Raw genomic sequence first — 12,026 nt, forward strand, 5'->3', positions numbered from 1 at the left:
TATTGTTGGTTAATGGGCCGTTTATAACTGCCAATCAACAAAATTTTGTAATAAACGTGTGCCTACTTTTGCACTGCGCTCTGGGTGAAACTGCATGCCCGCGTAGTTGTCTTTTGCAACTATGGCTGAAAAGGTTTGGCCGTATTCGCCGCTTACAAGTGTTGCATCGTTTACGGTGTGCGCAAAGCTATGTACAAAGTACACTTGCTCGTCTTGTGTTAAGCCTTTGGTAAGTGCATGCTCTTTATTTACGCTTAAGTTATTCCAACCCATATGCGGCGATGTTAAATTGCCAACATCAAGGGCCTTTACTTGGCCTGGTATTTTACCTAAGCATTGAACGTTACCTTCTTCGGTGCTTTCGCACAGTAACTGCATACCTAAGCAAATACCCATAAGAGGGCGCTGGTATTCATTTATAGCTTGTTGCCAGCCGTTATCTACTAAACGCTTCATGGCAACAGATGCATGTCCAACGCCTGGTAATATAGCACGCTCAAAGCCGGCTAATTGCTCTGGCGAGGTAATGACCGTTGGCGTTTGACCTAAGCGTTCAAACGCAAAACGAACTGAATTTATATTGGCACACCCGGTATTAATTATGGCAATCATAAACATCCCTTAGAGCTGGCTGTTTGTTGGGTCGTGTCTTGTGCTACTGCCATACGAAGGGCACGTGAAAATGCTTTAAATAAGCCTTCTACTTGGTGATGACAGTTACCGTCGCTCACCGATAAAATAAGGCTAATAGCGGCATTATCGCTTAAGCTTTTGAAAAAGTGCTCAACCATTTGTACGTCTAAATCGCCGGCTTTTTCGCGGCTAAAGTTAGCGTTTAATACAAATGAAGCGCGGCCCGATAAATCAATTTGTGCTTCAGCTTTACACTCATCCATAGGTAGCGCAAAACCATAGCGCGCTATTTGCGATTTAGTGCCAAGCGCTTGTTTAAGCGCAACACCTAGGGCAATACCTATGTCTTCAACAAGGTGGTGCTCGTCTATGTGTAAATCGCCTTTCGCTTTAATATTTAGACCAATGTTGGCGTGGGTGCGAATTTGATCAAGCATATGATCAAAAAAGCCAAGGCCTGTTTCAATGCTACCGTTTTTAGTTTGATCTAGGTTTATGGCTACATCAATTTGGGTTTCTTTGGTGTTACGCGTAACACGGCCTTCGCGATTGGCAGTTGTAAGCTTTGTAACAATGGCAGGCCAGCTGCCATCATACAAAATGCCTTCACAACATAAATTTTGAGCAAGGCCAATATCGGTTTGGCGATCGCCAATTACATATGAACGTGCTAAATCAACTTTGCCAGAGCGCATAAGTTCAGTTAATAAACCTGTTTTAGGTTTACGGCAATCACAGTTTTGCTCGTCAAAGTGTGGACAAATTAATACTTCATCAAAGCTAATGCCTTGGCTTTGCATTATATCCATCATTTTATCTTGAGCTATGTCAAAGTCAGCAGTCGGGAAGCTGTCTGTGCCTAAGCCATCTTGATTCGATACCATTACTAAGCGGTACCCTGCGGCTTGTAACTGTAATAAAGCCGGGATAACACCAGGTAAAAACGCTAATTTTTCTAGGCTGTCTACCTGTTTGTCGGTGATTGGCTCTTCAATTATGGTGCCGTCACGGTCAATAAATAAATAGGGGTTACTCATGATACTTCTTGTCCTGATAAAAGAGGTGAGGTTGCTGGCTTATCAAGGCCATCTAACCAAATTTTTACTTGCTCAAGTTCTTGCTCATTACCAATGGAGATACGTAGCCAATCGTCTTCACCGTATAGGGTAAACGCGCGCATCACTAAGCCTTGTTCAAGTGCTGCTTTAAAGTAGTTTTTGTCGGCTAATTTTAAGGTAACAAAGTTACCTTCACCAGTTAGAATTTTTAATGCAGCAGGGGATGCGTTTAACCACTGTACAAGTTTAGCTTTTAAACTATTTAAAATACTCACTTGGCGGCGCATTGATGTAATTGCATCAGGCGCTATGGCTTGTGCTGCAATACTTGCTACCACACCCGATACCGGATACGGCGCAATCACTTTACGAATAGGTGCAAGTACACTTTCTTGTGCAAGTGTAAAACCGGTTCTTAACCCTGCAAGCGCAAACGCTTTAGATAAAGTGCGCAGTACCACTACATTACTATATTCGTTAATCAGCGCTGTAGCACTTTGCTCAGGGCAAAATTCAATATAGGCTTCATCAACAATAACTAAGGCCTTACCGGCAAGCGCTGTTGCCAGTGCTTTTATTTTTTCAAGGGGGGTTAAGCTACCGGTTGGGTTATTTGGATTACAAATAAACACCAGTTTTGAGCTGCCCACTGCCTCAACTATTTCATCAACACTGCCATCAAGTAATAACGCTTGGGTTAAGCCATTGATAGCAACGTTGTGCGTATCAGCGGTTACTTTGTACATACCGTAAGTTGGCAAAAATAACGCAATGCTGTCTTTTGCAGGTTCGCAGTAGGTGCGTACTAAAAGCTCAATGCCTTCATCGGCGCCGCGCGTCATTAATACGTTTTCGCTTTCAAGCTCTGCATACGCAGCATAACGGTCAATAACCAGTTGCGGCTGTGGGTCTGGGTAGCGATTTAAATCTTCAATACTCAGCTCAATATTTTTAGCGTACGGGCTTTCATTGGCATTTAACCACGTTGACCCTGTTAGCTTTTCACTTTTAGCAGAGCTGTAGGCAGCAAGAGCTGCAATATTTTGTGGTAATAAGCTAGTCGCTTGTGCGCTCTCATTGCTCATTTTTAATTGCCTCTAAACGAATTGAAACCGCATTTGCGTGTGCATCAAGGCCTTCTGCATCTGCTAGTGGCAAAATAGCTTTTGACAGCTGTGTTAGGCCACTTTTACTTATAGTTTGTACTGTGTAAGTGCGGAAAAAATCAAGCAAGTTTAAGCTTGAATAAGTTGCACTATAACCGTAGGTAGGTAACACGTGGTTAGTACCCGATGCGTAATCGCCCGCTGATTCTGGCGTGTAGTCGCCAACAAATACCGAGCCTGCATTTTTTACTTTATCTAAGTAAGGTGTTGAATCTGCTAATTGCAAAATTAAGTGCTCAGGGCCATATCGCGCTGATACATCAAATGCTTGCTCAACAGAGTCCACTAAAATAAGTGATGAATTAGCCAGAGCTTGCTCGGCTGTATCTTTACGGCTTAATTTAGCAAGCTGGCGTGTAAGTGCCTGCTGCGTTTGCTTAATGGTACTTTCGCTGTTACACAATAAAATAACTTGCGAGTCTGCGCCGTGCTCAGCTTGCGAGAGTAAATCTGCGGCTATAAATTCTGGGTTTGCACGCTCATCTGCTATTACTAACACTTCAGAGGGGCCTGCTGGCATATCGATTGCCATACCAGGAATTGTTTGCGCAACAAGCTGTTTTGCCATCGTTACAAAGCTATTACCTGGGCCAAAAATTTTGTTCACTTTAGGCACTGATTCAGTGCCGTAGGCCATTGCGGCAATTGCACCTGCGCCACCACTTTCAATTAAAGTTGTAATGCCACATAACTTAGCTGCATATAATATCGCAGGGTTAATGCTTTCATCACCTTGCACAGGGGTTGCAAGTACGACGGTTTTAGCACCACTTAATTGTGCAAGTACACCTTGCATAATAACCGATGATGGCAGTGGAGCACTACCACCAGGTACATAAATGCCCACAGCTTCGATGGCCTGATATTTCAGTTCACATTCAACGCCAGGTTGGGTTGATAACTTAATATCTTTAGGCAATTGCGCTTCGTGAAAACGTTTAACGTTTGCATAAGCGGTGTCAATTGCGTATTTAAGCTCTGCGCTTAGTGCCTGCTCTGATGCGTTTATTTCATCAAGCGGTACACGTAAACGAGGGTTAGCTCTATTATCAAACTTTTTAGCCATATCAAGTAAGGCTATATCGCCTTGCTCTTTCACATCGCTCATAATTGTTTGGCATATTGCTTCAACCTTTGCGCTGGCAGAAACCGCAGGGCGCATTAGCGCCGCTGCTTGTACTTGTGAAGATTCCTCATTCCAACGAAGCATGGTACTTACTCCATCATTTTTTCAATTGGCATTACTAAAATAGAGTTAGCGCCTAGGGCTTTAAGCTGCTCCATTGTTTCCCAAAATAATGTTTCGCTGCTTACCATGTGAAGCGCTACGTACTCTTCGTTACCAGCAAGTGCAAGTAGAGTAGGTTGGCCAGAGCCTGGTAAAATTTCGCAAATTTCATCAAGTTTAGTTTTTGGCGCGTGTAGCATAATGTATTTGCTTTCTTTAGCTTGTTTAACACCACGAAGGCGCGGCATAAGCTTATTGATTAGCGCTAGTTTGTCTTCATCTTGCAGGTCTTTATTTTGAATTAAACACGCGTTTGATTCTAAAATTGTATCACCTTGAATCAAGCCGTTCGCTTCAAGCGTTGCACCGGTAGAAACTAAATCACAAATTGCATCTGAAAGACCGGCACGTGGGGCTACTTCTACTGAGCCTGTAAGCATTACAGTGCTTGCATTAATGCCCTCGCGCTTTAACCACTGCGTTAATATTTCTGGGTAGGTTGTTGCAATACGTTTGCCTTCAAACCAGCTTTTATCACGTGGGCCAAGCTCTTGTGGCCATGCAAGTGCAAGGCGGCAGTAACCAAAGTCTAGTTTTGCTAGTTTGCTAACTTCGCTTGGTACACCTTGGCGTTCACGTTCGGCTTGTACTTCTACTAGTACGTTTTCGCCAACAATACCTAAATCACAAACACCGTCCATTACTAAGCCCGGAATATCGTCATCGCGCACACGAAGTACGTCAATTGGCATATTGGTTGAGTGTGCAATTAAGCGTTGTTCACGTAGGTTTAATTTTACGCCTAGTTGCTTTAGTAAATCTTGACAATCTTTAGACAGGCGACCGCCTTTTTGGATGGCGATACGTAGACGATTTGTGTTACTCATTATTCATTTTCCTTTAATTTAAAAACTAAAAACCCCGAGGGGAACCTCAGGGCGAAAATGAATCAATGTGTTATGAATCGCCAGAGGTTCCTTTTAGGAATAACCTCTCAGCGAAAGACCTGACAGGTTATTCCGGTGAATGGTGGTGATGATGTACTGTTGTCAGGTTTAAGCGCATTTTATTTCCTTTGTGCTGCTCGTTACTAACGTAACGCTCAACAAATATCTGTTTTAATAAATTTCGCGATTATAAAAACATATTATGCATCACAATGGCAAGTGTTTTTTAAGCTTAATTAAAGCATATCTTATAACTGCCGATACTATAGATGTAACTGAATTAGTTTGTATTATATCAGCTGGTTGATTTTTGCTCATAACTAGGCTTTGGCTTTAAGGATTTATAAATGGATATAATGATCCCTTATTTGGGTAGAATAACGCGGCTGTCGCTTGAATCTAAAGGTGCATTCCATATTGCAGGTGTGCAAAGTAGCGCTGCGAGTGAAAAAGTGGAACTTGAAAACAAAAAAAAGAGAGAATTACAGAAAAAGAAAAAACTAAACGGTTTAAGTGACGAGACTCAACCACCAACCCATAAAAAAAGCGTTAATAAAGATGACGATGGTATTGAGCATTTAGACACATGGGCATAAATGCTCATAAAATTAAAACTTGTTATTCATTTTTACGCCACTTTGCGGGTGTTAGCCCTGTGTTTTTTTTAAACAGGCGGGTGAAGAAACTGCTGTTTTCGTAGCCTACGTTAATTGATATTTCGTTTACGGTTTTATCTGTAGACAGTAACAGTTTTTTAGCTTTGTCTATTCTCACTTCTTGCACGTACCTATTTATAGATATACCGGTTGCTTGCGTAAATCGCCTCTTTAAATTGCGCTCACTAAAATTAAAGTATTTTGCTAACTCAACGATTGTGATTACGCTGCTTGAGTGATTATAAATCCAGTCTTGCACTTCACTAATTTTTTCGTCTCTGTGGCTACTATATTTTGGTAATGCAAAATTTAACTTACCAGAGTCAGAAATAAGTAAATGTGTGGCACATTGCTGGGAAAAGCGATCGCCCTTGTCTTTTGCAACTATTTCTAGTAGTACACTTATTCCCGCCTCAAAAGAGCCCGTTGTATAGATACTTCCCATTTTTAAATACGATTTATGATTAATAAACTGGCAGTCGGGAAATAGTTTACTCAATGGTTTAACCAAACTCCAATGAGTTGCAATGGCTGTTTTATTTAACTCGCCTGTGGCGGCTAAAAAATAAGAACCAGTGCTTAAGCTGAGAATAGACGTACTACTATTGATTTTAGGTATTAACCATTCAATTATTAATATACTGCTAGAGGGCATACTCTTTAATTTAGAGCCCTCAATTGGTGGAATAATCACTAAATCATACGGTTTGTCAGAAAGCGAATTATCGGCAACAACAATTGAATTACTTGAGCTTGTTATAGGTGCACCGTCTGTCGTAACTATTTCTACGTTATAACTTTGAGGTAATAAATAATGCGAGTCGAGTAACGAAACAATGGTAAAAAAGTCTTTAGCTAATAATACGCTGACTGCCCAGCATCCCTCGTAGGCAATAATTGCTATATTTTTCATAATTTAATTTGGCCCAATCGGACTGTTAAAAGTACCCGTGAAGACATATTATTTTAATCTTTGTAAAAGTAACATTAAAACCTACTTTAAATAGCGGTTATTTTTTAAGTGATTGTTTTAAAGTTGTTTTGTTTCATATTAAATGCATTTTAAATATTTTAATTTATAAAAATCAGAGTCACAAAGGGGAATGGTTTGCAGCAGTATATACAAAATAATGCTTATTTTAATCAAAAGCACAGTGAAATAAATAACTGGTTGAAAAATGTTAAAGGCCATGACGATCGCACTAAGGCCGTTTCAATTTATTATCTTGTAAGAGATGGAATTAAATATGATCCTTTTACACTTTTAGATGGGGCAAAGTCACTTAGTAGTGACTATTGCTTAGACAATAAAGCAGCATACTGTATTCCAAAGGCATCATTACAAATTGCATTGAGCCGAGCTATTAATATTCCTGCCCGCTTGGGTTTGGCAGATGTTCGTAATCATTTAAGTACACCTAAGTTAGACAAGTTACTAAAAAATGATGTGTTTACAATGCACGCTTATGTAGAGCAGTTTATTGAGGGAAAGTGGGTGAAATCAACACCTGCCTTTAATAAAGAGCTGTGTGATTTCGTTAATATAAAGCCATTAGAATTTGATGGAGTAAACCACTCTTTATTTCATCAATTTACTGCTGACGGCGAAAAGCATATGGAGTATTTAAAAGATCATGGGCAATTTGCGGAAATGCCAACGGCACTTATTAACAAAAGTTGTGATCACTATTACCCGCATTTAGCTCTCGATTTTTCAAATATTGGTAAGTAAATATTTTATATGGGTTGCTGCTTTTGCAGTCTTTAGTACTTAATTTTAATTTTTTATATTTTGTTAGGAGGGGGATTTGCTTGCCCTTGGTTACAGCCTTACGTAAAATCGCGCTATTGTTTTTAAAATGTGATTGCTGTTATCAAACAATTGTTTAGTGCAACCGGCCCCTTAGCGTTATCTTTTGATGGCTACACACCACGTCAACCGCAAATTGATATGGCCGTTGCAGTTGCCCAAGCGTTAAAAAACAGTTCCCAACTCGTTGTTGAGGCCGGCACAGGTACGGGCAAAACGTTCGCTTACTTGGCACCCGCGCTTAAGTCTAAGGGTAGAACAATTATTTCTACTGGCTCTAAAGCATTGCAAGAGCAACTGTATCATCGTGATTTACCTCAATTAGTAAAGGCACTCAGTGCTACAAAAAAAACGGCTTTACTAAAAGGTCGCGCTAATTACTTATGTACTTACAGGCTAAATCAACATGTTGCGCATGTGCCTACAGACGATCCCGATGTTATGCATCAACTTGCCATGGTTGCTAAATTTGCAAGTGAAACACAATCAGGCGATTTAGCTGATTGTATTGGTATAGAAGATGACGCCAAAGTTTTACCTTATGTGAACTCCACTGCAGATAATTGTTTAGGTAAAGAGTGTCCAGACTTTCAAGAGTGTTACATACGAAAAGCGCGTTTAACTGCTGCTGAAGCTGACGTTGTTGTTATTAATCATCACTTATTTTTTGCAGATATGGCTGTTAAAGAAAGTGGCTTTGCTGAATTGATGCCCACAGCCGACGCTTATATTTTTGATGAAGCTCACCAATTAAGTGAAATTGCCAGCGACTATTTTGGTGAAAGTGTAAGTACTAAAAAGCTGGTGGATTTAATTAACGATTTACGCGCGATATACCGAGCTGAAATTCCTGATATGTTACAACTTGGTAAAAGCTTAAATAAATTAGAGACCAGTGTAGCTGATTTACGCTTGCAGTTTGGTGTCGATGGCAGTAGAGGTGATTGGCGAGAAAAGCTTAGCGATAAGCAAATCTGTGCAGCACTGCATCGTGTCATTAGTGATTTGGACTTTGTTTATCAAGTACTAAAACTATGCTTAGACAGAAGCGATAAAATAGAACACCCGTTTGAACGGGCTTTAGCATTTAAAGGTCAATTAGAGCGGGTTTTTGATACAGCACAAACGGGTTTTAGTTACTGGTATGAGACAACACGGCGCTTTTTAACTATAAATATTACGCCGTTAAATGTATCGGCAAAATTTTCACAAATGATGCAAGATACCGGTGCTGCATTTGTGTTTACCTCTGCAACACTTTCGGTTGATAATAAGCTTGACCACTTTAATGCAAGCTTAGGGCTAAAACCAGCACAAAGCATGATGGTTGACAGCCCGTTTGATTACCCAAACCAAGCATTATTGTGTTTGCCAAGATACTTGCCAGAATCGCATGCTGATAATATGCCTCATGCTATTGTAAAATTAACCCTTGAGCTTATAAAATCAGCGCAAGGGCGCTGTTTTGTGCTTTTTACAAGTTACCGTATGATGCATTTAGTTGCAGAGGGGCTCACAACGCAAATAGACTACCCCGTTTATATGCAAGGGCAAATGTCTAAGCGGATTATTTTAGAAAAATTTACCCGCCATGGTAATGCAGTTCTACTCGGTACGGCATCATTTTGGGAAGGGGTAGATGTGAGAGGCAGTACATTAAGCTGTGTTATTATAGATAAATTGCCTTTTGCAGCGCCAGACGACCCCTTGTTGCAAGCTAAAATGCAGGATTGCCAAATGCAGGGAAAAGACCCATTTGCACATATCCAATTACCACAAGCAGTTATTGCCTTAAAGCAAGGTGTAGGGCGATTAATTCGTGATAGCAAAGATAAAGGCGTGCTTGTTATATGTGATAATAGATTAGTAACACGCCAATATGGTCAAGTGTTCTTAAAAAGCTTACCTGCAATGCGTCGTACGCGAAGCTTAGAAGTCGCTAATACATTTTTACAACAAATTAATTAGAGTAATAAAATGATCAAAAGTAATATTCTTGCCCTTGATGCTTCAACAGAAGCACTATCACTTGTTTTACATTATAAGGGAGAGACATTTCATCATTTTGAAGAGTGCCCTCAGCAGCATAGTCAAAAAATTCTACCTTTGATTGATGAGTTATTGGCCAAAGCAAATTGTAAATTAAAAGAACTGGATGTTATTGGTTTTGGCCAAGGGCCCGGTAGTTTTACAGGCGTAAGAATTAGTGTTGCTATAGCTCAAGGGTTAGCGTACTCAACTAATTTACCATTGGTAGGTGTTTCTACATTGGCTGTTATGGCGCAACAAGCATACGAGCAAAACAACAGCTCACTTGTTTTTCCAAGTATAGATGCGCGTATGGGTGAAATTTACTTTGCACAATACCAAGAAAATAATGGTTTAATGGAATTAGTTAATAACGAGTGTGTTATTAAACCTGAACTTTTAACTAATGAGTATATAACGAGTAACGAAGCATCAGTTGCAGTAGGCACAGGTTTTAAAACGTACCCTGATGCATTAGCAAACTTTGAAAACATCACTATTAATACAGACATAACATTACCAGATGCACGTTTTATGCTTGCCTTTGTTGATGCCGCCTTTATTGCAGGCCAGGGCGTTCAAGCAAGTGATGCCCAACCAAAGTACGTTCGTGATACTGTAACATGGAAAAAGTTACCAGGGCGCGAATAAAACAGTACCGCGTTAATTTGCAAATTGATTGTTTTTAAATCATAATTTTAGTTATGTTTAAGGTTGGAGAAGCGTGATGACGCTGCCTATTGGCTCTGGTTTTTTTACAGGTGATATTCCTGGTAGAGTAATCCCTGCTAAGGGAGTAACTGCAAGACCACAAGGTTTGGCAGATCAAGCTGCTGCTCAAAAAACAAATACTGATTATGTAAAAACCAGTGCCGAGGGCGTTGAGCTTGCTAATCGATTGTTCAAAACTAGCGCAAAGGGTGATAACTTCAGCCAAACAATTTACGACCAGCCTAGTGCAAAAAATAGCAAAGCCATTTCTACCTATACTGAGTTTGCAAATTTAGAACGCAGAGCTGAAGTACAAAATTTAATTGGGGTAGATATTTACGCTTAAAAGTAATCAACCTTTAATAAAAACCGAACATTGTTCGGTTTTTTTTGCTTTATACGTATTTTACTGTTCTATAAAGTGTATTAACTTATCAGCTATATCTGTATTATTTTGAGAACCAACAAATTGTTCACTCCCTTTACCATAAGCAAAAACTTGTACGTCTACTGCAGTATGGCCACCCGTAGTCCATCCAGTAAAGCTTGTGTCACTAATAATACTTTTAACGGCTAAGTTGAGTGCTTTGTCACCCATAGATTTAGCTTGCTCAAGTTTTATTTTGTTTTCAGGGGTAAATGCAATGCTGGTATATTTATTCCACACTGATTTTAAATCATCAGACTCAAGTAAGTGTTGTGTAATTGTACCTGCTGTTGCTTTTACGCCATGCACAACATCTGCTTCCCACTTATATTGGCCGTGCGCACCCAATGTTAAGCCACCTGTAGAGTGATCAGCAGTTATAACTAATAAAGTATCTTTATTTTTATCAACATACGCTTTAGCTTTTTCGATAGCAGATGCAAAGTCATCCATTTCGGCCATGGCACAGGCTATATCATTTGCATGCCCACACCAATCAATTTGGCTACCTTCAATCATTACAAAAAAACCATCTTTATTTTGATTGTCTAGAAGGTCGAGTGCTTTAGAAGTAAGCTTAGTTAACCTTGTTGGGTTTTCGTCTAACGCAAAAGGTAAGCCTTTAGCGGCATATAAACCGATAGCTGGAAGTTGCGTAATTTGATCAAGGTTTTGAATATCGTCACCATACTGGTAACCCGCTGCTTTAAATTCGTCAACTAAATTTCTGTCGTCTCGAATAAAGTATTTAGTACCACCACCCAGCATTAGGTCAACGGGTAGTTTGCCTGTGATTTTATTATCAATATAATCATTAGCAATTTCGTCGTAATTATTACGTGATTCATTATGAGCGGCAAAGCTTGCTGGTGTAGCGTGGTTTATTTGTGATGTAGCTAATAGGGCTGTAGTCATGCCTCGCTGTTTAGCGATTTCAAGCATTGTTTTAAGTGGTTTTTTATCAGTATCTACGGCAATTGCACCATTATAACTTTTATGCCCGCTGCTCAACGCTGTCGCACTTGCGGCGCTATCGGTTACAACTGTGTGATCGTCAGGGTAAGTACGCGCCATTCCTGTCAGCATGGTATCAAAAACGGTTTGCTCAACAGACTTTGTAGTGGGGTCATCTTTAAAATAACGATAAGCAGTAGTATAAGCAGGCCCCATGCCATCACCAATCATATAAATTACATTTTTAGGTGCAGTTTCGGCCATTGCACCAGATGCAGTGCACATTAGAGCTAACACACTTAGTTGTTTTTTCATGTTTTATGTACCTTTTGAGTGTACTTTATTAATAGCTAAATTATTGTATACCTTAACTATGATAAATAAATTAATAGATTGCGACAAATGATG

The 12,026-nt window shown here is 39.9% G+C and carries 12 protein-coding genes; 5 read left to right on the forward strand and 7 right to left on the reverse strand.

The features are described 5' to 3' along the window. Positions 1-21: 21 nt before the first annotated feature. The 5 genes from hisH to hisG are packed head-to-tail and all read right to left on the reverse strand — an operon-like array spanning position 22 to position 4,972. Positions 22-612: an imidazole glycerol phosphate synthase subunit HisH gene (gene hisH / locus PMAN_RS18725; RefSeq protein ID WP_004586382.1), complete on the reverse strand. Its 591-nt coding sequence runs from the start codon at positions 610-612 to the stop codon at positions 22-24. Beyond that, positions 609-1,670 carry a bifunctional histidinol-phosphatase/imidazoleglycerol-phosphate dehydratase HisB gene (hisB, locus tag PMAN_RS18730; protein ID WP_006793446.1) on the reverse strand — a complete coding sequence of 354 codons (1,062 nt, stop codon included), beginning with the start codon at positions 1,668-1,670 and terminating at the stop codon, positions 609-611. Before hisB ends, hisH begins: the two co-directional genes overlap by 4 nt. After that, entirely contained in the window at positions 1,667-2,776 is a 1,110-nt protein-coding gene (gene hisC / locus PMAN_RS18735; protein WP_010556205.1) for a histidinol-phosphate transaminase, read from the reverse strand. The genes hisB and hisC overlap by 4 nt, the downstream gene beginning before the upstream one ends. Further along, on the reverse strand, positions 2,766-4,067 hold the full coding sequence (gene hisD, locus PMAN_RS18740; RefSeq protein WP_010556204.1) for a histidinol dehydrogenase: 1,302 nt from the start codon (positions 4,065-4,067) through the stop codon (positions 2,766-2,768). The genes hisC and hisD overlap by 11 nt, the downstream gene beginning before the upstream one ends. Before the next feature lie 5 nt (positions 4,068-4,072). Next, positions 4,073-4,972: an ATP phosphoribosyltransferase gene (hisG, locus tag PMAN_RS18745; protein WP_004586378.1), complete on the reverse strand. Its 900-nt coding sequence runs from the start codon at positions 4,970-4,972 to the stop codon at positions 4,073-4,075. Positions 4,973-5,379: 407 nt separating this feature from the next. Here hisG and PMAN_RS18750 point away from each other — a divergent pair, with 407 nt between their 5' ends. Further along, complete coding sequence (locus PMAN_RS18750; protein ID WP_010556203.1) at positions 5,380-5,628, forward strand: hypothetical protein; 249 nt, start codon at positions 5,380-5,382, stop codon at positions 5,626-5,628. Between the two features lie 22 nt (positions 5,629-5,650). Here the strand turns inward: PMAN_RS18750 and PMAN_RS18755 are convergent, their stop codons facing one another. Beyond that, positions 5,651-6,601 (reverse strand): GlxA family transcriptional regulator, encoded by a 951-nt coding sequence (locus PMAN_RS18755; protein WP_010556202.1) that lies wholly within the window; start codon positions 6,599-6,601, stop codon positions 5,651-5,653. A gap of 195 nt (positions 6,602-6,796) precedes the next feature. Here PMAN_RS18755 and PMAN_RS18760 point away from each other — a divergent pair, with 195 nt between their 5' ends. The 4 genes from PMAN_RS18760 to PMAN_RS18775 all read left to right on the forward strand — a co-directional run bounded on the left by PMAN_RS18760 (position 6,797) and on the right by PMAN_RS18775 (position 10,583). Further along, entirely contained in the window at positions 6,797-7,420 is a 624-nt protein-coding gene (locus tag PMAN_RS18760) for a transglutaminase-like domain-containing protein (protein ID WP_010556201.1), read from the forward strand. Positions 7,421-7,549: 129 nt separating this feature from the next. Then, positions 7,550-9,466, forward strand: a complete 1,917-nt coding sequence (locus PMAN_RS18765) for a DNA repair helicase YoaA (RefSeq protein WP_010556200.1) — start codon at positions 7,550-7,552, stop codon at positions 9,464-9,466. 9 nt (positions 9,467-9,475) lie between these two features. Continuing rightward, on the forward strand, positions 9,476-10,177 hold the full coding sequence (gene tsaB, locus PMAN_RS18770; protein WP_006793454.1) for a tRNA (adenosine(37)-N6)-threonylcarbamoyltransferase complex dimerization subunit type 1 TsaB: 702 nt from the start codon (positions 9,476-9,478) through the stop codon (positions 10,175-10,177). 76 nt (positions 10,178-10,253) lie between these two features. Beyond that, positions 10,254-10,583: a hypothetical protein gene (locus tag PMAN_RS18775; protein ID WP_010556199.1), complete on the forward strand. Its 330-nt coding sequence runs from the start codon at positions 10,254-10,256 to the stop codon at positions 10,581-10,583. Positions 10,584-10,643: 60 nt separating this feature from the next. Here the strand turns inward: PMAN_RS18775 and PMAN_RS18780 are convergent, their stop codons facing one another. Beyond that, on the reverse strand, positions 10,644-11,933 hold the full coding sequence (locus tag PMAN_RS18780) for an alkaline phosphatase (protein ID WP_010556198.1): 1,290 nt from the start codon (positions 11,931-11,933) through the stop codon (positions 10,644-10,646). Between the last annotated feature and the right edge of the window lie 93 nt (positions 11,934-12,026).

The sequence above is a fragment of the Pseudoalteromonas marina genome, assembly GCF_000238335.3.
GTDB lineage: Bacteria > Pseudomonadota > Gammaproteobacteria > Enterobacterales > Alteromonadaceae > Pseudoalteromonas > Pseudoalteromonas marina.

Excerpts from the sequence above, each read along its gene's own strand:
- hisH (WP_004586382.1), bottom strand. The coding sequence starts at position 612 with ATGATTGCCATAATTAATACCGGGTGTGCCAATATAAATTCAGTTCGT.
- hisB (WP_006793446.1), bottom strand. The coding sequence starts at position 1,670 with ATGAGTAACCCCTATTTATTTATTGACCGTGACGGCACCATAATTGAA.
- hisC (WP_010556205.1), bottom strand. The coding sequence starts at position 2,776 with ATGAGCAATGAGAGCGCACAAGCGACTAGCTTATTACCACAAAATATT.
- hisD (WP_010556204.1), bottom strand. The coding sequence starts at position 4,067 with ATGCTTCGTTGGAATGAGGAATCTTCACAAGTACAAGCAGCGGCGCTA.
- hisG (WP_004586378.1), bottom strand. The coding sequence starts at position 4,972 with ATGAGTAACACAAATCGTCTACGTATCGCCATCCAAAAAGGCGGTCGC.
- PMAN_RS18750 (WP_010556203.1), top strand. The coding sequence starts at position 5,380 with ATGGATATAATGATCCCTTATTTGGGTAGAATAACGCGGCTGTCGCTT.
- PMAN_RS18755 (WP_010556202.1), bottom strand. The coding sequence starts at position 6,601 with ATGAAAAATATAGCAATTATTGCCTACGAGGGATGCTGGGCAGTCAGC.
- tsaB (WP_006793454.1), top strand. The coding sequence starts at position 9,476 with ATGATCAAAAGTAATATTCTTGCCCTTGATGCTTCAACAGAAGCACTA.
- PMAN_RS18775 (WP_010556199.1), top strand. The coding sequence starts at position 10,254 with ATGACGCTGCCTATTGGCTCTGGTTTTTTTACAGGTGATATTCCTGGT.
- PMAN_RS18780 (WP_010556198.1), bottom strand. The coding sequence starts at position 11,933 with ATGAAAAAACAACTAAGTGTGTTAGCTCTAATGTGCACTGCATCTGGT.